Below are 22,049 nucleotides of genomic sequence, written 5' to 3' on the forward strand. Positions count from 1 at the left end.
GGCCGCAGCGCGGGCAGGCCAGGCGCAGCCGCGGTACCCACAATTCCACCGCGTATTCGAACAGCGGCAGGTCCCGGATCCGGCGAACGGTCTGGTCGTGGATGGCCGCTACCGGCTGGTCACAGCCGCGTTGGAACCTCGGTGCGGATGGAACGCGCACACCCGGCGCATGGCATGGCCGCCCGGACGCGCGCGTGCGCCCCATCATCGGCATCCACAGCTGAGGGGAAGCTGTCAGGCCGATTCCAGGGCTGCCAGATAGTCCTTGCGCCAAGCCTGGATGTCGTGCTTGCGCAGGTGCTCCATCATCGCATGCCAGCGCTCCTTGCGCCGCGCCAGCGGCATGGTGGCCGCGGTGGCGATGGCGTCGGCCACGCCGTCCAGGTCGTGCGGGTTGACCAGCAGCGCCTCGCGCAGCTCCTGCGCGGCGCCGGCCAGCAGCGACAGCACCAGCACGCCGGGGTTCTCGGGATCCTGCGAGGCCACGTACTCCTTGGCCACCAGGTTCATGCCGTCGCGCAGCGGCGTGACCAGGCCGATGCGCGCGGTGCGGTAGAAGCCGGTGAGGGTGGCGTGCGGGAAGTTGCGGTTGACGTAGCGCAGCGGCGTCCAGTCCGGCTCGGCGTGGGCGCCGTTGATGTGGCCGGCGATCTGCTCCAGCTGGCTGCGCAGGTTGCGGTACTCGGTCACGTCGGTGCGCGACAGCGGCGCGATCTGCAGGTAGGTCAGCCGGCCCTTCTGGTCCGGGTGCCGCTGCAGGAAGCGCTCGAAGCCGTGGAAGCGCTCCGGCAGGCCCTTGGAGTAGTCCAGCCGGTCCACGCCGATGGCCAGCATGCGGTCCTCCAGGCTGGTGCGCAGGGCGCGCACCGCGGGCTTGGACACGGCCGCGGCCGCCTGGCGGGCGATGTTCTCGGTGTCGATGCTGATGGGGAAGGTGCCGGTGCGGAAGCGGCGCCCGTCCGGGCCCTCCAGCAGGTTCTCGCCGACGATGCGGCCGCCGCCGTACAGGCGCACGTAGGAGTGGAAGCGGTCGGTGTCGCGCCGGGTCTGGAAGCCGAGCAGGTCGTAGGAGTACAGGCTGGAGAACAGCTGGGTGTGGTCCGGCATGGCCATCAGCAGGTCCGCAGAGGGCACCGGCACGTGCAGGAAGAAGCCGATCCGGCAGCCGACCCCACGCTCGCGCAGCAGCGCCGCCAGCGGAATCAGGTGGTAGTCGTGCACCCACACCGTGTCGCTGTCGCGCAGCAGCGGCGCCAGGCGGTCGGCGAACATGGCGTTGACCCGCCGGTAGCCTTCGCGGGTGGCGCGGTCGTAGTCGATCAGGTCCAGGCGGAAGTGCAGCAGCGGCCACAGGGCGCGGTTGGAGAAGCCGTTGTAGTAGGCGTCCAGGTCCGCGCGGTCCAGGTCCACGGTGACGTAGCGGATGTTGCCGTCCTGCTGCTCGTGGACCTCGCCGCTGCGGGCGCGGCGGGCGGTGCGCCCGCTCCAGCCGAACCACACGCCGCCGCGCTCGCGCAGCGCGGCCAGCAGGGCCACGGCCAGGCCGCCGGGGCGGTTCTCCCCGGGAAGGGCGACACGGTTGGATACGACGATCAGTCGACTCACGAAGCCTCCTGCCAGGAGCGGGACAGCCGCATCGCGGCGATGATCAGGCCCACGTGCGAGTAGGTCTGGGGGAAGTTGCCCCAGCCCTCGCCGCTGTCGAAGGCCATGTCCTCCGACAGCAGGCCCAGGTGGTTCCGGCGCGCGAGCACCCGCTCGAACAGCTCGCGCGCCTCGTCCATGCGGCCGATGGCCGCCAGCGCGTCGATGTACCAGAAGGTGCAGATGGTGAAGCTGGTCTCCGGCGTGCCGAAGTCGTCCGGAGCGACGTAGCGGAACATGCCGTCGCCGCGGCGCAGCTCGCGGCCGATGGCCTCCACCGTGGCCACGTAGCGCGGGTCGCGCGCCTCGATGAAGCCGAACTTGGCCAGCAGCAGCAGCGAGGCGTCCAGGTAGTCGCTCTGGAACGAGGCGCTGAAGCGGCCGCTTTCCGGGCGCCAGGCCCGCTCCAGGGTGGCGGCGTGGATGATGTCGGCGCGCTGCCGCCAGTAGCGGGCGCGGTCCTCCAGGCCCAGGCGCGTGGCGATCTTGGCCAGGCGGTCGCAGGCCACCCAGCACATGGCCGCGGTGTAGGTGTGGACCTCGGCGCGGTTGCGGAACTCCCACAGGCCCGAGTCGGGCACGTCGTACAGGGCGAAGGCGCGTTCGCCCAGCGGCTCCAGGCGGGCGAAGGTGTCCATGTTGCCGGGGTCGGCCAGGCGCTGGTCGAAGAACAGCTGGGTGGAGGCCAGCACCACGCTGCCGTAGACGTCGTGCTGCTTCTGCATCCAGGCCAGGTTGCCGCGCCGCACCGGGCCCATGCCGCGGTAGCCGGCCAGCGAGGGCACCTCGTGCTCCTCCAGGCGCTCCTCGAAGCCGATGCCGTACAGCGGCTGCAGGTGGCCGTCGTGGCTGGCGATGTTGAAGATGTAGCGCAGGAATTCCTCCATGGTGCGGGTCGCGCCCAGGCGGTTGAGGGCGCGCACCACGAAGGCGGCATCGCGCAGCCAGCAGTAGCGGTAGTCCCAGTTGCGCGAGGTGCCCGGTGCCTCCGGGATGGAGGTGGTCATCGCCGCGATGATCGCGCCGCTGTCCTCGTACTGGCACAGCTTGAGGGTGATCGCGCTGCGGATCACCGCTTCCTGCCAGTCCAGCGGGATGGACAGGTAGCGCACCCACTCGCGCCAGTAGTCGCGGGTCAGCGCCAGCGCCTCCTCCACGTAGCCGGGGATGGAGCGGGCCAGCGGCTCGTCCGGGCCCAGCACCAGGTGCATGCGGTGGGTAAGCACGAACGGCAGGCCTTCGCGCACGAAGCGCACCGGCACGTCGGTGGTCAGGCGCAGGGTGAACTCCGGCAGCAGCCAGCGGATGTGGTTGCTGCCCCAGGTATGCTCGGGCACGCGCGCGCCCCAGTCGGCCAGCGGCCGCATGCGTACGCGCACGCGCGGGCTGCCGGCCAGCGGGGTGAGCCGGCGGATGATGGACACCGGCCGGTAGAAGCGCCCGTTCTGGCGCCAGCGCGGGGCGAAGTCCACCACCTCCACCGCGCCGCCATGGGTGTCGTACAGCACGGTGCGCAGGATCGCGGTGTTGGGCAGGTAGGCCTGCTCGGAATGGGAGAAGTCCTCCAGCTCGATGGCGAAGTCGCCGCCCTCGTGCTCGCGCGGGGAGAGCAGGGCACAGAAGGCCGGATCGCCGTCGAATGCCGGCAGGCAGGCCCAGACCACGCGCGCGCGCTGGTCCAGCAGGGCGCCGAAGCTGCCGTTGCCGATCACGCCCAGGTGCAGGTTGGCCTCGTGTATCTGCATGCGCGTCCCCGGATTCAGTCGTGGCCCGGCGTGGCGGTTTCCGCCACCGGTGCGTTGGCCAGCAGCCAGGCGTGCACGGCACGGGTGTCGGGCAGGGCGTAGGTGGCGGCGCTGGCGGTACGGGTGCCCACCAGCACGCTCCATCCTCCGGCACGGTTGGCGGCCTGGAAGCCGTATTCGTCGGTCAGATCGTCGCCGACGAACACCGGTACGCGGCCGGCGAAGGCGGGTTCGGCGAGCATCCGCTGCACCGCCCGGCCCTTGTCGCTGGCCGCAGGCACGAACTCGACCACGTGGTCGCCCGGCTGCAGGCGGTAACCGGGCAATCCTGCGACGCGCGAGCCGGCGAAGTCCAGTACCGCGGCGGCGGCGTGCGGGGCGGCGCGCCAGTGCAGCGCCAGGCTCACGCCCTTGTGCTCCACGCGCACGCCAGGGTGGGCGTGGGCCAGGTGCAGCGCCTCGCGGTGTAGCTCGTGCAGGAAGGCCGAGGTGTCCCCGGGGATGGCTGTGGCGGCCTCGCCGCTGCCGCGGAACTGGTGGCCATGCACGCCGGCGGCCGGCAACCGCAGCGGCGCGAACAGCGCATCCAGCTGCTCCAGGGTGCGGCCGCTGACCAGGGCCACGGCGCCGCCCAGCCGCGCGGCGATGCGGCCGATGGCGTCGCGTACCTGGGGCGGGATGCGGATGGCGGACGGGTCCGGATCGAAGTCGACCAGGGTTCCGTCCACGTCGAGGAACAGGGCGCAACCGTCCCCCAGTGGGGGGGGCAACGGACGTTCGGGTATCGCGTCGACCATGCGGACCATTGTGCACCACCACGGCGTGAGCACCAGGTCGGGGCCGCGCAGGCGCGTCCCGCCGCGGCGTGCGGATCGCGGCGGGCATCGCGCGGAACGCCCGCGGGATGGTATGTATCCGTCCATCCGGATGAAGCGATATGATGTGGCCGGCCGCCGTCCCGACCGGCCCGTCCTCCCTCCCGCCCCACCAGGAGCCTTCCGATGAAGCCCTCGCATCTCCCGCCGCTCCGCCGCCGCCCGCTGCCTGCCGCCCTGGCCGTCCTGCTGGCGGCACCGGCGCTGCACGCGCAGGACGCCGCCACCCTCGATGCGATCCAGGTCACCGCCCAGCGCAAGGTCGAGAACATCCAGGACGTGCCGGTGTCCATCACCAGCGTGGATGCGGAGAAGCTGGCCCTGTACGGCTCCGCCGGCGCCGACATCCGCTTCCTGTCCGCACGCGTGCCCAGCCTCAACATCGAGTCGTCCTATGGCCGCGCCTTCCCGCGCTTCTACATCCGCGGCCTGGGCAACACCGACTTCGACCTCAATGCCTCGCAACCGGTGTCGCTGCTGTACGACGAGGTGGTGCAGGAAAGCCCGCTGCTGAAGGGCTTCCCGCTGTTCGACCTGGAGCGGGTGGAAGTGCTGCGCGGCCCGCAGGGCACCCTGTTCGGGCGCAACACCCCGGCTGGCGTGGTCAAGTTCGAGTCGGTCAGGCCCTCGCAGGAGTTCGGCGGCTACGCCAGGCTGGGCGTGGGCAGCGACGCGATGGTCAACTTCGAGGGCGCGGTCGGCGGCCCGCTCGGCCCGCGCTGGTCGGCGCGCCTGTCGGCGCTGTACCAGCGCCGCGACGACTGGGTCGACAACACCCTCGACGGCGCGCCCAACGAGGGTTTCGAGGGCTACGACGAATCCGCGGTGCGGGTGCAGTTCCTGTACGAGGGCGAGGCCTTCGAGGCCCTGCTGAACCTGCACCGGCGCGACCTCAACGGCACCGCGCGCCTGTTCCGCGCCAACATCATCCAGCCGGGCACGAACGACCTGGTCCCCGGCTTCGATCGCGAAAAGGTCTCGCTGGACGGCGTCAACTTCTCCGACCTGGAGACCTGGGGCGCCAGCGCGCGCCTGCGCTGGGACTTCGACGGCCTGGTACTGCATTCGATCACCGGCTACGAGACGGCCGAATCGCTCAACCGCGGCGACATCGACGGCGGCTACGGCGCGGCGTTCCTGCCCGATTCCGGCCCCGGCGTGATCCCGTTCGCTTCCGAGTCGGCCGACGGCCTGCCGGACCACGAGCAGCTCACCCAGGAGCTGCGCCTGGAGTCGGCCTACGACGGCCCGTTCAACTGGCAGGCCGGCCTGTTCTGGTTCCGCGAGGAGATCACCATCCACGGCTTCAACTACGACTCGCTCAGCCCGGGCAACCCGCAGGCCGGCTTCGCCGTGCAGCAGCAGGAGAACACCGCCTGGGCCGTGTTCGCCTCCGGCGAGTACGACGCCACCGACCGGCTGAAGCTGCGCGGCGGCCTGCGCTACACCCGCGACCGCAAGGACTTCGCCGCGCAGGTGCTGGAGGCCGCGCCGTTCGGCGCACCGGTGGGCGGCCCGTACCGGGTGCACACCGACGCCAACGATGTCAGCTGGGACGCCAGCGTGGTGTACGCGGTGAACGAGGACGTGAACCTGTACGCGCGCGTGGCCAAGGGTTTCCGCGCACCCTCGATCCAGGGCCGGCTGCTGTTCGCCGATCCCGGCGCGCCCAACGGCGGCGTGACCACCGCCGACTCGGAGGAGGTGCTGTCCTGGGAGCTGGGCCTGAAGGCCGACCTGTGGGACCGCCGCGCGCGCCTGGGCTTCAACCTGTTCCGCTACACGGTGGACGACCAGCAGGTCATCGCCGTGGGCGGCGGCAGCAACATCGCCACCCTGCACAACGCCGACCGCACCATCGGCCAGGGCCTGGAGCTGGACCTGGAGGCCTACCTGACCGACCACCTGCTGGTGACCCTGGGCTCCAGCTACAACGACACCGAGATCCGCGACGACACGCTGTCGGTGGCCGTGTGCGCGGCCTGCACCGTGACCGACCCGCTGGACGCGGCCGGCCGGGCGCTGATCGACGGCAACCCGCTGCCGCAGGCGCCGGAGTGGGTGCACAACCTCACCGCGCGCTATGGCATGCCGCTGGCCGGTGGCGAGCTGTACTTCCTCACCGACTGGGCCTACCGCAGCGAGGTCAACTTCTTCCTGTACGAGTCGCGCGAGTTCCGCGGCAAGTCCTCGCTGGAAGGCGGCCTGCGCATCGGCTACCTGTGGAACCAGGGCGACCAGGAAGTGGCACTGTTCGGCCGCAACATCACCGACCAGGAGCGCATCGTCGGCGCGATCGACTTCAACAACCTCACCGGCTTCCTCAACGAGCCGCGTACCTGGGGCGTGGAGTTCCGCACCCGCTTCTGACCGGACGGGGCCGGCCGCGACGCCGGCCCCGCCACGTCCTCCCATCCGTGCGGGCCGGCCCGGTGCCGGTCCGCTTCCACGCGACCCGAGCGAAGACCATCCCGATGTCCGATGCCCCCGCCCAGTCCCGCCGCCTGCCCTGGATCGTCGCCGGCGACCTCAACGGGTTCTTCGGCCTGGTGGTCGACAACCTGTCCATCCTCGGCTTCATCGCCGCGGCCCTGGTCGGGATCTTCCAGTTCCCGGCGGAGGTCGTGTTCGGGCGCATGTTCCCCGGCACCGCGCTGGGCGTGCTGGTCGGCAACCTGGTCTACACCGTGATGGCGCGGTGCCTGGCACTGCGCAGCGGGCGTGACGACGTCACCGCCATGCCGCTGGGCCTGGACGCGCCGACCAGCATCGGCATGGCCCTGCTGGTGCTGGGCCCGGCCTATGCCGGCTTCCTGCGGCAGGGCATGGCCAGCGATGCTGCGGCACTGGCCACCTGGCGGCTGGGCATGGCCTCGCTGGTGGTGATGGGCCTGCTCAAGCTGGTGATGTCCTTCGCCGGCGACTGGGTCACCCGGGTGCTGCCGCGGGCGGCACTGCTGGGTTCCATCGGCGGCGCCGCGCTGGCGCTGCTGGGCTTCCTGCCGCTGGTCGAAACCCTGCGCAACCCGGTGGTCGGCATCGCCACGCTGGGCCTGCTGCTGTACGTGCTGGTCGGCAGGGGCCGGCTGCCGTGGAAGGTGCCGGGCGTGTTCGCCGCGTTCGTCGCCGGCACCGCGCTGTACTACGGGCTGGGCCTGGCCGGCCTCGGCGTGCCGGGTTTCCGCCTGCCGGAGCTGCAGCCGCCGGCCTTGGTGCTGCCGCTGCCCAATGCCGGCTTCATCGCGGGCCTGCCGTATACCGTGCCCTACCTGCCGCTGCTGCTGCCGTTCGGGCTGCTGATGGTGGTCGGCGGGATCAATGTCGCCGAAAGCGCGCGCGCGGCCGGCGACGACTACCGCACCCGCGACGTGCTGCTGGCCGAGGCGGTGTCCACCCTGGTGGCCGGCGTGTGTGGCGGCGTGGCCCAGACCACGCCCTACATCGGCCAGCCGGCGTACAAGCACATGGGCGCGCGCCACGGCTACACGCTGCTGGCCGGCCTGTTCATCGGCCTGGGCGGGATCCTCGGCTACGTGTCCATGCTGGTGCAGTGGCTGCCGGTGGCGGTGCTGGCGCCGATCATCGTCTACGTGGGCCTGGACATCACCGTGCAGGCCTTCCACGACAGCCCGCGCCGGCACGCGCCGGCGGTGGCGCTGGCCTTCCTGCCGGCGATCGCCTACCTGCTGGTGATCAAGCTGGGCAACCCGGCCTGGATCCCGGCGCAGACCTTCGCCGCGCTGTACGAGGGCGCCGACGGCCACGGCCTGCCGGAGCTGGCCGCGATCGTGACCCTGGGCAACGGCTTCATCATCACCGCCATGCTGTGGAGCCCCGCGCGGGTGGCGCTGGTCGGGCAGCGTCCCCGCCGTGCCGCGGCGGTGCTGCTGCTGGCCGCGCTGCTGACCCTGGTGGGCGTCATCCACTCCGTCGACCCGCGTGGCGGCATCTACCTGCCATGGTCGCTGGAGGGGGTGCGCGCCATCATCGCCTGGCAGTTCGCCGCAGGCTACGCGGTGCTGGCGCTGTTGCTCGGCCTGCTGTCGCTGCAGCGTGTGGCGCCCATGCCGCAGGCCTGACGCCGGGCCGGGGAACCCCTGCGGATCCTGCCGGTCAGACCCCGCATGTCCGCCACACGAGGAGACGACATGCACGAGGTCCGCAACCGTCCTGCACGCTGGCCCTGGCTGCTGGTGGCCGCCGCGGTGGCCGTGGCCGGCGGCTGGCTGCTGTGGCCGCGGCCGGCCGATCCGCCGGAAGCGGCCGCGCCGCCCGCGCCAGGCGGGCTCCCGCCATCGCCGCAACAGGCCGGGGACGGGGCGGAGGCGCCGCCGCGCCATCCGGTGGCGCCGCCGGAGGACGCGGCCGATGCGGCGATCCCGGCCCTGGCCGACAGCGACGCGGCAGTGCGCGACGCGCTGGCCGGGCTGGTGGCCGACCCCGCGGTCCTGGAGCTGCTGCTGCGCGACCATCTGGTGCAACGGCTGGTGGTGATGGCCGACAACCTCACCCAGGCGCGCGTGCCGCGCACCGCGCTGGCCTACCGGCCGCTGCCGGGCAGTTACGCGGTGGCGGAGCAGGACGGGGTGCAGATCGCGGACCAGGCGGCCAACGCCGGCCGCTACGCGCCATACGTGGCGGCCCTGACCGCCGCCGATCCGGCACGGGTGGCCGCGCTGTACCGCCGTTTCTACCCGCTGTTCCAGCAGGCCTGGGAGGAACTGGGCCATCCGCCGGCCTATTTCAACGACCGCCTGGTGGCGGTGCTGGACCACCTGCTGCAGGTGCCCGAGCCGGCGCAGCCGCCGGAGCTGGTGCAGGACGCGCACGGCCGGCTGCGCTACGCCGATCCGGCGCTGGAGTCGGCCTCGATCGGCCACAAGGCGCTGCTGCGGCTGGCGCCCGGGCATCGCGCCGAGGTCAAGGCCTGGCTGGCCGCGCTGCGCAGGGCGCTCGCCCGTCCCTGAGGCGGCGCTGCACGGATGCGGGCGCGGCGCTATCCTGCGCGCCCGTTCCACCGCCCGCCGCCACCATGACCGGCCAACCGCCCCCGACCGTCCTGACCACCGCCCCCGAACCGACGGTGTTCCAGCAGGTGCTGCGCGCGCCGTTCTTCAAGCTGCCGGAGAGCGTGCGGCGCCTGCATTCGGTGCGTGGCCGCGACGAGTTCGCCGGGCGGGTGGACATCGAGCGCGGCGGCGGCCTGCTGGCGCGGCTGTGCGGCTGGATCGCGCGGCTGCCGCCGGCGATGCGGCAGGCGCCGCTGCGCATCGGCCTGACCGCCGGGCCGGGCGCGGAGACCTGGCAGCGCCAGTTCGGCGGCCACCGCATGGTCCCCCGCCTGCGCTGCCGCAAGGGCCTGCTGGTCGAGCGCCTGGGGGCGGTGCAGTTCCGCTTCGCCCTGCACGTGGCCGACGGGGTGGTGTACTGGAACGTGGCCGGCGCGCGCCTGCTCGGGCTGCTGCCCCTGCCGGCGCGCCTGTTCGCCGGGACCCGGGGCCGGGAATGGGAGCAGGACGGCCGCTACCACTTCCACGTGGAAATCGCGCTGGTCCTGCTGGGGCCGCTGGTGCGCTACCAAGGCTGGCTGGAGCCGGCGGCGGAGGCGGCCGGCCCGCCGCCCTGACGGGCCGCGGCCGGAGGGGCGCTCTGCTTGGCTTGGCCGGAAGTGACGCTGTCGATGGTGGCAACCATTTCCGGCGGCGTCGGCCAAGGTGAAATTTGCGTAAATACCCCCGCATTCCGTCGCAGGCAGGCTTGAAACGGCCGCCGGCAACCGCACCTCTGGGGCATCGGGCCGGCTGGCGGCCCCAAGACTGGATGGTGCCCACATGCGGATGGACAAGCTCACTTCCCGTTTCCAGCAGGCGCTGGCCGATGCCCAGTCGCTGGCGGTGGCGCGGGACCACAACCTGCTCGAGCCGGTGCACGTGCTGACCGCGCTGCTGGACCAGACCGGCGGCCGCACCCGGCCGCTGCTGGCCCAGGCCGGCGCCAACGTGCCGCTGTTGCGCGAGCGCCTGGGCGAGGCACTGGAGAAGCTGCCGAAGGTGTCCGGCCAGGCCGGCAGCCTGTCCGTCGGCAACGACCTGGCGCGCCTGCTCAACCTGACCGACCGGCTGGCCCAGGAGCATGGCGACCAGTACATCGCCAGCGAATGGTTCGTGCTGGCCGCGCTGGAGGACGGCGGGGCCGCGGGCCAGGCGCTGAAGGCGGCGGGCGTGACCAGGGCCGGCCTGCAGAAGGCCATCGAGAAGGTGCGCGGGGGCGAGACCGTGCAGTCGGAGAACGCCGAGGACCAGCGCCAGGCGCTGGAGAAGTACACCATCGACCTGACCGCGCGCGCCGAGGCCGGCAAGCTGGACCCGGTGATCGGCCGCGACGAGGAGATCCGCCGCACCATCCAGGTCCTGCAGCGCCGCACCAAGAACAACCCGGTGCTGATCGGCGAGCCGGGCGTGGGCAAGACCGCGATCGTGGAGGGCCTGGCCCAGCGCATCGTCAAGGGCGAGGTGCCCGAGCAGCTCAAGGGCAAGCGCCTGCTGGCCCTGGACATGGGCGCGCTGATCGCCGGCGCCAAGTACCGCGGCGAGTTCGAGGAGCGTCTGAAGGCCGTGCTCAACGACCTGGCCAGGAGCGAGGGCCAGATCATCCTGTTCATCGACGAGCTGCACACCATGGTCGGCGCCGGCAAGGCCGAGGGCGCCATGGACGCCGGCAACATGCTCAAGCCGGCGCTGGCGCGCGGCGAGCTGCACTGCATCGGCGCCACCACCCTGGACGAGTACCGCCAGTACGTGGAGAAGGACGCCGCGCTGGAGCGCCGTTTCCAGAAGGTGTACGTGGGCGAGCCGTCGGTGGAGGACACCATCGCCATCCTGCGCGGCCTGAAGGAGCGCTACGCCGTGCACCACGGCGTGGAGATCACCGACCCGGCCATCGTCGCCGCGGCCACGCTGTCGCACCGCTACATCGCCGACCGGCAGCTGCCGGACAAGGCCATCGACCTGATGGACGAGGCCGCCAGCCGCATCCGCATGGAGATCGATTCCAAGCCGGAGGAGCTGGACCGCCTCGAGCGCAGGCTGGTCCAGCTGAAGATCCAGCGCGAGATGCTGAAGAAGGAGACCGACGAGGCCTCCAGGCAGCGCCTGGCCGACCTGGAGGCGGAGATCGCCAGGCTGGAGCGCGAGTTCGCCGACCTCAACGAGGTGTGGAAGTCGGAGAAGGCCGCGCTGCAGGGCGCCACCCGGATCAAGGAGCAGATCGAGCAGGCCAAGCTGGAGCTGGAGGCCGCCCGGCGCGTGCAGGACTTCGCGAAGATGAGCGAGATCCAGTACGGCCGCATCCCGGCCCTGGAGAAGCAGCTGGCCGCGGCGCAGGAGGCGGAGAAGAAGGAATTCCGCCTGGTCCAGGACAAGGTCACCGCCGAGGAGATCGCCGAGGTGGTCAGCCGCTGGACCGGCATCCCGGTCAGCAAGATGCTGGAGGGCGAGCGCGAGAAGCTGCTGCGCATGGAGGCCGAGCTGCACAAGCGCGTGGTCGGCCAGGACGAGGCCATCCGCGCCGTGTCCGACGCGGTGCGCCGCTCGCGCGCCGGCCTGTCCGACCCGAACCGGCCGATCGGCTCGTTCCTGTTCCTGGGCCCGACCGGCGTTGGCAAGACCGAGCTGTGCAAGGCACTGGCCGAGTTCCTGTTCGACAGCTCCGACGCCATGGTGCGCATCGACATGAGCGAGTTCATGGAGAAGCACTCCGTGGCCCGCCTGATCGGCGCGCCCCCGGGCTACGTCGGCTACGAGGAGGGTGGCTACCTGACCGAGGCGGTGCGCCGCCGGCCGTACTCGCTGATCCTGCTGGACGAGGTGGAGAAGGCACACCCGGACGTGTTCAACGTCCTGCTGCAGGTGCTGGACGACGGCCGCCTGACCGACGGGCAGGGCCGCACGGTGGACTTCCGCAACACGGTCATTGTGATGACCTCCAACCTGGGTTCGCACCAGATCCAGGAGATGGCCGGCGACGGTTCGCCGGAGGCCTACGTGCAGATGAAGGCCGCGGTGATGGGCGTGGTGCAGGCGCACTTCCGCCCGGAGTTCATCAACCGCCTGGACGAGATCGTGGTGTTCCACCCGCTGGACAAGGCGCAGATCAAGTCCATCGCCCGCATCCAGCTGCAGGGCCTGGAGAAGCGCCTGCACGATCGCGGCCTGAAGCTGGAGCTGTCGGACGCGGCACTGGAGCTGCTGGGCAACGTCGGCTTCGACCCGGTCTACGGCGCCCGTCCGCTCAAGCGTGCCATCCAGGCGCAGCTGGAGAACCCGCTGGCGCAGAAGATCCTGTCCGGCGAGTTCGGCCACGGGGACACGGTCAAGGTCGGCGCCGAAGGCGGACGCTTGGTGTTCGCCCGCGGCTGAGCCGGCACCGCCGGCCTTGCATGGGGAGGGCCGCCCGCGGGTGGCCCTCCGTGTCTGCGCGGTTATCAGCTGATGCCGCCGGGTAATCGGTTGGCCCTGAAACCATGCGCGCGCGCGGCCGTGGCGCCGGCTATCTTCGATGGCCCTGCCACGCTACGGTGAGACCAGCGCGCATGACCCGGCCGAACTGGAAGCCCGAAACCCTTGCCGTCCACGCCGGCTACCGCCCGGACCCGACCACGAAGGCGGTGGCCGTGCCGATCTACCAGACGGTGGCCTACGCCTTCGACAACACCCAGCACGGTGCGGACCTGTTCGACCTCAAGGTCCAGGGCAACATCTACACCCGGATCATGAATCCGACCACGGACGTGCTGGAACAGCGCCTGGCCGCGCTCGAGGGCGGGGTCGGCGCGCTGGCCCTGGCCTCGGGCCAGGCCGCGATCACCTACGCCATCCAGACCATCGCCGAGGCCGGCGACAACATCGTTTCCTCCAGCGCACTGTACGGCGGCACCTTCAACCTGTTCGCCCACACCCTGCCGCAGTTCGGCATCCAGGTGCGCTTCGCCGACTACCGCGACCCGGGCGCGTTCGAGCGGCTGATCGACGGGCGCACCAAGGCGGTGTTCGTGGAGTCCATCGGCAACCCGCGCGGCAACGTCACCGACATCGAGGCGGTGGCGAAGGTGGCCCACGCCCACGGCGTGCCGCTGATCGTGGACAACACCGTGGCCACGCCCTACCTGCTGCGGCCCTTCGACCATGGCGCCGACATCGTGGTGCACTCGCTGACCAAGTACCTGGGCGGCCACGGCACCAGCGTGGGCGGGGCCATCGTCGATTCCGGGCGCTTCCCCTGGGCCGAGCACCGCGAGCGCTTCCGCCGCCTCAACGAGCCGGACGTGAGCTACCACGGCGTGGTCTACACCGAGGCGCTGGGCCCGGCGGCGTACATCGGCCGCGCACGGGTGGTGCCGCTGCGCAACACCGGCGCGGCGCTGTCGCCGTTCAACGCCTTCCTGATCCTGCAGGGCATCGAGACCCTGGCCCTGCGCATGGAGCGGATCAGCCAGAACGCGCTGGCGGTGGCGCGCCACCTGCAGCGCCACCCGAAGGTGGCCTGGGTCAACTATGCCGGCCTGGACGACCACCCCGAGCACGCCCTGGTGCGCAGGTACCTGCCCAGGGGCGCCTCGGGCCTGCTGACCTTCGGCCTGCCCGGCGGGCGCGAGGCCGGCGCGCGCTTCCTGGACGCGCTGCAGCTGTTCACCCGCCTGGTGAACATCGGCGATGCCAAGTCGCTGGCCACGCACCCGGCCTCCACCACCCACCGCCAGCTCTCGCCGGAGGAGCTGGAACAGGCGGGCGTCAGCGAAGACACCGTGCGCCTGTGCGTGGGCATCGAGCACATCGACGACCTGCTCGCCGACCTGGACCAGGCGCTGGCGGCGGCCTGAGTGCGGCCGGCCGCGCCCGCGGCGCCGGTCAGGCCCTGCGCTCGAACGAGAACAGCGCCGCCAGCGGATGGCGGCGCCGCTCGATGCGCGCGCGCAGCAGCTGCGCGCCGATGGCCGAATAGGTGATGCCGTTGCCGCCGTAGGCCATGGCGAAGTGCACCCGCGGCCCCCACTGCGCGTGCGGGCCGAACCAGGGCAGGCCGTCGCCGGTCTCGGCGAAGGTGCCGGCCCAGGCGAAGGCCGGGCGCAGCCGCAGCTCCGGGAACAGGGCGCCCACCCGCCTGGTCAGCTTCCTGGCCTTGCCCTGGACCCGGGCGTCGCGGCGCAGGGGCACGTCCACCGCGTCGTCCTCGCCGCCGGCCAGCAGGCGGCCGTCCGGGGTCAGGCGCAGGTAGAGGTAGGGACGGGCGCTCTCCCAGATGAGGGTGTCGCGCAGCGCGGCCTGCGCATCGGCCGGCAGCGGGTCGCTGACGAAGGCGTAGCTGGAGCGGTTGCGCGCCACGTTCTTCTCCAGCCAGCGCTGGTTCTCGTAGCCGCAGGCCAGGACCACGTGGCCGGCATGGACCTGCACGCCGGCGTCGGTGGCCAGCACCACCTTGCGCGGCTGCGGGCGAATGGCGACCACCTCCTGGTGGTCGTGGACCGGCGTGCCGGCCCTGGCCAGGCGCGCGAACAGGGCGTGGGCCATGCGGTACGGATCCACCTGCGCGGCCTTGTGGCTGAGGATCGCGCCCGGGGCCTCGAAGCCCCAGGCCTGGCGGATCTGCCCGGGCTCCAGCCAGTCCACGGCGATGCCGTGGCGGCGGCGCGCCTGGAACTCCTCGTGCAGGTCGCGCACGTGCCGGCGCCGGCTGGCGTAGTACAGGCTGGTGCAGGGGCGGAACCCCACCCCGGGCAGGCCGCGGGCCCGGCCGCGCAGCCAGTCGATGGCCTCCACGCAGGCCAGGTAGGCGCCGGCGGCGTTGTCCTCGCCGTGCCGGCGGGCCAGGTCCACCAGGTGGGTGTCGATCTCGTACTGGAGCAGGGCGGTGCTGGCACTGGTGCTGCCCCAGCCCAGGTCGCCCTTCTCCAGCACCACGACCTCGTGGCCGTGCGCGGCCAGTTCGTCGGCGATGAGCGCGCCGGTGATGCCGCCGCCGACCACGGCCACGTCGCAGCGCAGGTCGCCCCGCGGCGGCGGGTGCGGCGGGGCCAGCAGGTTGCGCACCGCCCAGAAGGGGCAGCCGCTCTTGGTATCCATGGCGGCCAGTCAACCCGGCCGCGGGCGATCACCCCGTGAAGGCCGCCCGGCTCAGACCGGCGGCACCGCCACCTCGCGCCCGGCGTAGCGGAACGGCGGGGGGGACATGACCATCTCGGCCAGCGAGTAGGCCAGCTCGCGCTCGGCCATGACGGCGCCGGCGGCGCCGTGCTGCAGCAGGGGCTTGACCTCGGCGTCGCTGGGCGCGCGCGCCCGCACCGGCAGGGCGGGATTGATGGCGCGCAGCTTGGCGATGGCCTCGCCGGCCTCCAGCGGCTGCGGGATGGCCAGGATGGCGATGGCCGCCGATTCCGGGTGCGCCTCGGCCAGCACCTTGTCGGAGGCGGCGTGGCCGCGGATGCCGGGGATGCCGGCCGCATGCGCGCGCTCCACGTGCAGGGCGTTGTCGTCGATGACCACCACCGGCACCCCGCGCTCGCGCAGGACCATGGCCAGCTCGCTGCCGACCCGGCCGTAGCCGATGACGATGGCGTGGTGGCCCGGCTGCAGCGGCGGGCCTGCGGGCGGTTCCGGCTCCTGCCGGGCCGGCGCCTGCTCGCGGTGCCGCGCCTCCCAGCGGTCCAGCAGCATGAAGATCAGCGGGTTGAGCATGATCGTGATCAGGGCGCCGGCCAGCACCAGCGCCTGGCCGGCCACCGGCAGGATCCCCAGCGCCACGCCCAGGCCGGCGATGATGAAGGCGAACTCGCCGATCTGCGCCAGCGAGGCGGAGATGGTCAGTGCGGTGGACTTGGGGTGGCCGAAGGCGCGCACGATCAGGAACGCGGCCGCCGACTTGCCGAACAGGATGATGGCGGCGGTGGCCAGCACCTGCCAGGGATGCTCGACCAGGATGGCCGGGTCGAACAGCATGCCCACCGACACGAAGAACAGCACCGCGAACGCGTCGCGCAGCGGCAGCGAGTCGTTGGCCGCCTTGTGGCTGAGCTCGGACTCGTTGAGCATCATGCCGGCGAAGAACGCGCCCAGGGCGAAGGACACGCCGAACAGGGCGGCCGCGCCGAACGCCACGCCCAGGGCGATGGCCAGCACCGAGAGGGTGAACAGCTCGCGCGAGCCGGTGCCGGCGATCTTCTCCAGCACCCAGGGGATGACCCGTCGCCCTACCAGCAGCATCACCGCCACGAACAGGCCCAGCTGGACGAAGGTCCAGCCGATGCGGGACAGCACGGCGCCGAGGGTGAGCGATTCGCGGCCGGCGTCCGGGCCGAACAGGCTGGCGATGACCGGCATCATCACCAGCGCCAGCACGCAGGCCATGTCCTCCACGATCAGCCAGCCGACCGCGATCTTGCCGCGCATGGTCTCCAGCAGGCGGCGCTCCTCCATGGCCCGCAGCAGCACCACGGTCGAGGCGGTGGCCAGGGAGAAGCCGAAGATCAGGCCGTGCAGGTGCGGCCAGCCCATCAACCAGGCCACACCCCAGCCGAGCACGGTCGCCACCGCGATCTGCGCCACCGCGCCGGGGATGGCGATCCACTTCACCTCCAGCAGGTCGTCCAGCGAGAAGTGCAGGCCCACGCCGAACATCAGCAGCATCACGCCGATCTCCGACAGCTGGTTGGCCAGCTCCTGGTCGGCGACGAACCCGGGGGTGAACGGGCCGACGCAAACGCCGGCCAGCAGGTAGCCGACCAGGGGCGACAGGCGCAGCCGGTTGGCCAGGGCGCCGAGCACGAAGGCCAGGCCCAGGCCGACGGCGACGATCTCGATCAGGCTGGTGTCGTGGTGCATCGGGGAGGGGTGTACCTGGGAGGGGCGGCGGCGGGCCGCGTGCAACGAGTTTCGCCGCTGCCCCCGTGCGCCGTAAGCAAATTCCGGAGCGGCCTTCCCCCGGAACGGAAAGGCCCCGCCGGGGCGGGGCCTTCCGTGCCGGCGCGGCGGCGCGGCTCACCAGGCGTAGCCGACCCGGCCGTAGACGTAGCGCCCGTTGAAGCCGAACGGCGAGTACAGGCTGTACGGCATCATGCCGGAGGTCGAGTTCGGGAAGATGGTCTTCTCCGGGTACTCGTCCAGCACGTTGTCCGCACCCAGGGTGAAGGTCCAGCCCGCCACCGGGCGGAAGCTGACCGAGGTGTCCAGGGTCCAGCGGGCGCCGTAGGTCTGGTCCTGCGCCGGATTGGAGGCATGGCGGCTGGTGAACTCGCCGTAGCGGGTGGCGTTGGCGGCCAGCTCCCAGGCACCCGCGCGCCACAGCGCGCCCAGGGCGAACTTGTCGCGCGGTGCGCCCTCCTCGATGCGGCCGCGCTCGTCGCGGCCGATGCGCTCCAGGTTCGCACCCAGCTGGTCCAGGATCGGCGGGTTGGGCGCGATCCGGGTGACCTCGGTCTTGTTGCGGTTGTAGCTGGCGGTCAGGTCCAAGGCGGAGGCGGCCAGCGGCACCGTCCAGGTGCCGACCACGTCCACGCCGCGGGTGCGGGTGTCGATGGCGTTGTTGAAGTAGCGTGCCGCGGTCACCCCGTTGATGCCGAGGCTGGCCAGCAGGTCCTGCGCGGCCTGGTTGTCGGTCAGGTTGAGGTTGGACGACAGCACGATGCGGTCGTCGATGTCGATCTGGTAGGCGTCGATGGTGATGTACAGGCGCTCGGCCGGCTGCAGCACCAGGCCCAGGCTGTACGACAGCGAGGTCTCGGCCTTGAGCGGCTCGGCGCCCAGGGCCTGGGCCACCGCGCCGGAGGCGGGGAAGGTGCCGGTCTCGGTGACCACGCTGTTGTTGATGTTGGTGGTCACGGCCTGGTAGTTCTGCTGGGCCAGGGCCGGAGCGCGGAAGCCGCTGGACACGGTGCCGCGCAGGGCCACCGCCTCGGAGAAGGCGTAGCGGGCCGACAGCTTGCCCGAGGTCTCGGTGCCGAAGTCGGAGTAGTCCTCGTGGCGGCCGGCGATGCCGGCGGAGAAGCGGTCGGTCAGGTCGGCCTCCAGCCCGGCGTAGACCGCGTAGCTGTGGCGCTCGTAGCTGCCGGCGTTGCGCGGGGTGAAACCGGCGAAGCCCTGCGCGCCGCTGCCGAAGTAGGAATCCGGCTCGCCGGCCGACTGCCGCCACTCCTCGTTGCGGTACTCGGCGCCGAGGGACAGGGTGGCCGGGTAGGCCAGGCCGAGGTCGAGCGCGCGCGAGAAGTCGGCGTTGACCACGTCCTGCCGGTACTGCAGGTTGCCGGTGTAGAAGCGGTGCGGGCTGCCCACGCCCAGGCTGTAGTTGATGGTGTTCTGGGTGTAGAAGTCCAGGTCGTTCTCGCCGAAGTTGTAGCTGATGTCCCAGTTCCAGCCCGACCCGGTGCTGCCGCGGGCGCCGAGCACCACGCTGCGGTCCTGCGAGATCTGGTTGATCTCCGGCACGTAGCCGTCGGGATAGACCTGCGCCAGCAGCGCGCCCTGGCCGCTGTGGTTGCGCGAGCGGTAGAAGGCGAAGGAGACGATGTCGCGGTTGCTGCCGATCAGGGTGGCGTAGAGCTGGCTGCTGTCGCCGATGTCGAAGGCGGCGTTGGCCGAGACCGCGAACTGGTCCACTTCCGGATCGCCCATCTTGAAGGCACGCTCGCCCACGCCCGGGAAGTTGCCGGTGTGCGGCGCGGTGCCCTGGTAGGGGCCGGAGCGGTTGGTCGGGTCCTGGTGGCCGACCTGGGCGGCCAGGTGCAGGGTGCCGCCGTCGTTGCCGAAGGACAGCCCGGCGTCGCCGGCCAGCTGCCACTGGCGGCCGTCGCCCTCGGAATACTCGCCGCCGCCGAGGCTGATGCTGCCGCCCTCGCCGGCGCCCTTGAGCACGATGTTGACCACGCCGGCGATGGCGTCCGAGCCGTACTGCGCCGAGGCGCCGTCGCGCAGCACCTCCACGCGTTCGATCGCGGCGATCGGGATGGCGTTGAGGTCCACGGCCGAGGAACCGCGGCCGATGGTGCCGTTGACGTTGACCAGCGCCGAGACGTGGCGGCGCTTGCCGTTGACCAGGATCAGCACCTGGTCCGGCGAGAGGCCGCGCAGCTGCGCCGGGCGCACGCCGCTGGTGCCGTCGGCCATGGCCGGGCGCGGGAAGTTCAGCGAGGGCAGGGCGCGCGCCAGCGCGGTGGCCAGCTCGGTGGTGCCGGTGGCCTGCAGCGCCTCGGGGGTGATGATGTCGATCGGCGACTGCGACTCGGCCACGGTGCGGTCGGCCACGCGGGTGCCGGTGACGATCACCGTGTCCAGGGTGCTCGCCTGCACCGGGGCCTCCTGGCCGCGCGCGGGCGCGGCGGCGAGCGTGGCGGCGATGGCGATGGCCAGCGGGGAGAAAGCGCGGAAGGACATGTCTGACGGGGCTCCTTTGCGGTGTTGCAGGAACGCCGGGCGGGCCCCGGCGGATGACGGTGTCGCACTGCCAGGAAGCTTCGCACTGGGAACCGGCACGCACGCGTCTGCGGCGTCAATATCGCATTCACCTGCGCGCCGGTTCTCAGGAATTTTGATTATATGCACATGCCCGGAGCGGCCGGGGAGCCGTGCAGGGCGGACCAGCGCGCCGCGAAATCGCGACGCAGGCCAGCTGCGCGGCCGACCGGATGCAGTTCGGGCTGGCCCTGCGCAGGCATTCGGCGGCGGCCGCCGCCGGCAGGTGCCTTTGCACCACCAGGAAGCAGGCCAGCATCGATCCGGCGCGTCCCGGACCACCGCGGCAATGGAAGGCGACCGGCGCGCCGGCGCGCGGGACCGGGGAGGGTGGTGCCGCATCCGCTAGAATCCGCGCATGATCGCCTTCCGCAACTTCGCCCTGCGCCGGGGCGAGCGCCTCCTTTTGTCCGACGTCGACCTGGCCCTGCACGCGGGCTACCGGGTCGGCGTGGTCGGCCGCAACGGTGCCGGCAAGTCCAGCCTGTTCGCCGCCGTGCGCGGCGAGCTGGAGCCGGACCGCGGCAGCCTGGAGCTGCCGGGCAAGGTGCGCATCGCCTCGGTGGCGCAGGAGACTCCGGCGCTGCCGGAGCCGGCGCTGGACTTCGTGCTCGGCGGCGACGCCGTGGTGGCCGCGGCGCTGCGCGAGGAAGCCGAGGCCAGCGCACGCCAGGACTGGGAGGCGGTGGCCGCCGCGCACCAGAAGCTGGCCGAGCTGGGCGGCTACGACGCCGAGGCTCGCGCCGGCCGCCTGCTGCACGGCCTGGGCTTCCCGGCCGAGGTGCACCGCCGGCCGGTGGCCTCCTTCTCGGGCGGCTGGCGCGTGCGCCTGAACCTGGCGCGCGCGCTGATGACGCCCTCGGACCTGCTGCTGCTGGACGAGCCGACCAACCACCTGGATCTGGACGCGGTCTACTGGCTGGAGCAGTGGCTGCTCAAGTATCCGGGCACGCTGCTGCTGATCTCGCACGACCGCGAGTTCTTGGACAACGTCACCACCCACACCCTGCACCTGCACGGCGGCACCGCCAGGCTGTACACCGGCGGCTACACCGACTTCGAGCGCCAGCGCGCCGAGCAGCTGCGCCAGCAGCAGATCGCCTACGAGAAGGAGCAGGCCGAGCGCGCCCACCTGCAGAGCTTCATCGACCGCTTCAAGGCCAAGGCCAGCAAGGCGCGCCAGGCACAGAGCCGGATGAAGCGACTGGCCAAGCTGGCCGGCACCGAGCCGGTGCGGGTGGAGCGGCAGTTCCGCATCGAGTTCGCGCCGCCGCCGAAGCTGCCGCACTCGCTGATCCGCCTGGACGGCGTGGACGCCGGCTACGGCCGCGACGCGGTGGTCCTGCGCGGGGTCGGCTTCGGCCTGGAGGCGGGCGACCGCATCGGCCTGCTCGGCCCCAACGGCGCCGGCAAGACCACCCTGGTGCGCACGCTGGTGGGCGAGCTGCCGGTGCTGGCCGGCGATCGCGCCACCCACCCGGACCTGCGCATCGGCTACTTCGCCCAGCACACGGTGGAGTCGCTGCGCGAGGGCCAGTCGCCGGTGGACCACTTCCGCGAGCTGTCGCCGGACGTGCCCACCCAGGCCATCCGCGACTTCCTGGGCAGGTGGAACTTCCCCGGCGACCGCGCCTTCGAGCCGGTGGACGGCTTCTCCGGTGGCGAGCGCGCGCGCCTGGCCCTGGCCCTGATCGCCTGGCAGCAGCCGAACGTGCTGCTGCTGGACGAGCCGACCAACCACCTGGACCTGGAGATGCGCGAGGCACTGGCCGAGGCCCTGGCGGACTTCGACGGGGCCATCGTCATGGTCAGCCACGACCGCCACCTGATCGGCCTAGTCTGCGACACCTTCTGGCGCGTGGCCGACGGCCAGGTCGAGCCGTTCGACGGCGACCTGGACGAATACGCCGCCTGGCTGCGCACCCGCCCGGTGGCGCAGGGCACGCGCGCGCGCCTGCAGGAACAGGCCCCGCCGCCCAGGCCGGCGCCGCCCCCGGCGCCCGCGCCGGCGCGCAAGGTCAATCCGGTGAAGCTGGCCGCGGCGGAGAAGAAGGTGGCCGAACTGGAGGCGGCCCTGGCCGAGGTGGACGGCCAGCTGGCCGACCCGGCCAACCATCCCGATGCCGCGCGCATGGCCGCGCTGACCCGCCAGCGCGGCGAGCTGGCCGCGCGCCTGGAGCAGGCCGAGCTGGCCTGGCTGGAACTGATGGAAGGCTGACCGGCGGGGCGGCGGCCGGCGTGCCGGCCGCCCTCCCGCGGTCATACTGCGGCCCGGCCGCCACACGGAGGAT

At 72.0% G+C, this 22,049-nt stretch carries 14 protein-coding genes and 1 pseudogene; 7 read left to right on the forward strand and 8 right to left on the reverse strand.

Translation table 11 applies throughout. From position 1 onward, the window contains the following. The 4 genes and pseudogenes from CR938_RS14420 to otsB form a co-directional block, all read right to left on the reverse strand. Positions 1 to 103, reverse strand: a pseudogene (locus tag CR938_RS14420) (transposase family protein); the annotation flags it as partial. 131 nt (positions 104 to 234) lie between these two features. Next, positions 235 to 1,605, reverse strand: a complete 1,371-nt coding sequence (gene otsA, locus CR938_RS00610; protein WP_162123144.1) for an alpha,alpha-trehalose-phosphate synthase (UDP-forming) — start codon at positions 1,603 to 1,605, stop codon at positions 235 to 237. Beyond that, complete coding sequence (locus CR938_RS00615) at positions 1,602 to 3,383, reverse strand: glycoside hydrolase family 15 protein (protein ID WP_162123225.1); 1,782 nt, start codon at positions 3,381 to 3,383, stop codon at positions 1,602 to 1,604. The genes otsA and CR938_RS00615 overlap by 4 nt, the downstream gene beginning before the upstream one ends. A gap of 20 nt (positions 3,384 to 3,403) precedes the next feature. Then, positions 3,404 to 4,186, reverse strand: coding sequence for a trehalose-phosphatase (gene otsB / locus CR938_RS00620; RefSeq protein WP_162123145.1), 783 nt, complete (start codon positions 4,184 to 4,186; stop codon positions 3,404 to 3,406). Positions 4,187 to 4,390: 204 nt separating this feature from the next. Between otsB and CR938_RS00625 the strand changes: the two genes are divergently transcribed. The 6 genes from CR938_RS00625 (at position 4,391) to CR938_RS00650 (ending at position 14,141) form a co-directional block, all read left to right on the forward strand. Next, positions 4,391 to 6,634: a TonB-dependent receptor gene (locus tag CR938_RS00625; protein WP_162123146.1), complete on the forward strand. Its 2,244-nt coding sequence runs from the start codon at positions 4,391 to 4,393 to the stop codon at positions 6,632 to 6,634. Between the two features lie 104 nt (positions 6,635 to 6,738). After that, positions 6,739 to 8,343 (forward strand): hypothetical protein, encoded by a 1,605-nt coding sequence (locus tag CR938_RS00630; RefSeq protein WP_162123147.1) that lies wholly within the window; start codon positions 6,739 to 6,741, stop codon positions 8,341 to 8,343. Between the two features lie 69 nt (positions 8,344 to 8,412). Then, positions 8,413 to 9,231: a DUF3014 domain-containing protein gene (locus tag CR938_RS00635; RefSeq protein ID WP_162123148.1), complete on the forward strand. Its 819-nt coding sequence runs from the start codon at positions 8,413 to 8,415 to the stop codon at positions 9,229 to 9,231. Positions 9,232 to 9,296: 65 nt separating this feature from the next. Further along, positions 9,297 to 9,890 (forward strand): DUF4166 domain-containing protein, encoded by a 594-nt coding sequence (locus CR938_RS00640; RefSeq protein WP_162123149.1) that lies wholly within the window; start codon positions 9,297 to 9,299, stop codon positions 9,888 to 9,890. Positions 9,891 to 10,095: 205 nt separating this feature from the next. Further along, positions 10,096 to 12,681: an ATP-dependent chaperone ClpB gene (clpB, locus tag CR938_RS00645; RefSeq protein ID WP_162123150.1), complete on the forward strand. Its 2,586-nt coding sequence runs from the start codon at positions 10,096 to 10,098 to the stop codon at positions 12,679 to 12,681. A 173-nt stretch (positions 12,682 to 12,854) separates the two neighbouring features. After that, positions 12,855 to 14,141 carry an O-acetylhomoserine aminocarboxypropyltransferase/cysteine synthase family protein gene (locus CR938_RS00650; RefSeq protein ID WP_162123151.1) on the forward strand — a complete coding sequence of 429 codons (1,287 nt, stop codon included), beginning with the start codon at positions 12,855 to 12,857 and terminating at the stop codon, positions 14,139 to 14,141. A gap of 28 nt (positions 14,142 to 14,169) precedes the next feature. Here the strand turns inward: CR938_RS00650 and CR938_RS00655 are convergent, their stop codons facing one another. The 4 genes from CR938_RS00655 to CR938_RS14890 all read right to left on the reverse strand — a co-directional run bounded on the left by CR938_RS00655 (position 14,170) and on the right by CR938_RS14890 (position 20,191). Next, positions 14,170 to 15,381 carry an NAD(P)/FAD-dependent oxidoreductase gene (locus CR938_RS00655; protein ID WP_162123152.1) on the reverse strand — a complete coding sequence of 404 codons (1,212 nt, stop codon included), beginning with the start codon at positions 15,379 to 15,381 and terminating at the stop codon, positions 14,170 to 14,172. 51 nt (positions 15,382 to 15,432) lie between these two features. After that, complete coding sequence (ybaL, locus tag CR938_RS00660) at positions 15,433 to 17,136, reverse strand: YbaL family putative K(+) efflux transporter (protein WP_162123153.1); 1,704 nt, start codon at positions 17,134 to 17,136, stop codon at positions 15,433 to 15,435. 156 nt (positions 17,137 to 17,292) lie between these two features. Further along, positions 17,293 to 19,680 carry a TonB-dependent receptor plug domain-containing protein gene (locus tag CR938_RS00665; RefSeq protein ID WP_162123154.1) on the reverse strand — a complete coding sequence of 796 codons (2,388 nt, stop codon included), beginning with the start codon at positions 19,678 to 19,680 and terminating at the stop codon, positions 17,293 to 17,295. Positions 19,681 to 19,825: 145 nt separating this feature from the next. Then, positions 19,826 to 20,191, reverse strand: coding sequence for a phosphatase domain-containing protein (locus CR938_RS14890; RefSeq protein WP_425502388.1), 366 nt, complete (start codon positions 20,189 to 20,191; stop codon positions 19,826 to 19,828). Here CR938_RS14890 and CR938_RS00670 point away from each other — a divergent pair. Then, positions 20,117 to 21,976: an ABC-F family ATP-binding cassette domain-containing protein gene (locus tag CR938_RS00670; RefSeq protein WP_162123155.1), complete on the forward strand. Its 1,860-nt coding sequence runs from the start codon at positions 20,117 to 20,119 to the stop codon at positions 21,974 to 21,976. The two genes, CR938_RS14890 and CR938_RS00670, sit on opposite strands and share 75 nt — an antisense overlap. Positions 21,977 to 22,049 lie beyond the last annotated feature (73 nt).

The organism is Pseudoxanthomonas taiwanensis (assembly GCF_010093135.1).
Classification (GTDB): Bacteria; Pseudomonadota; Gammaproteobacteria; order Xanthomonadales; family Xanthomonadaceae; genus Pseudoxanthomonas; species Pseudoxanthomonas taiwanensis.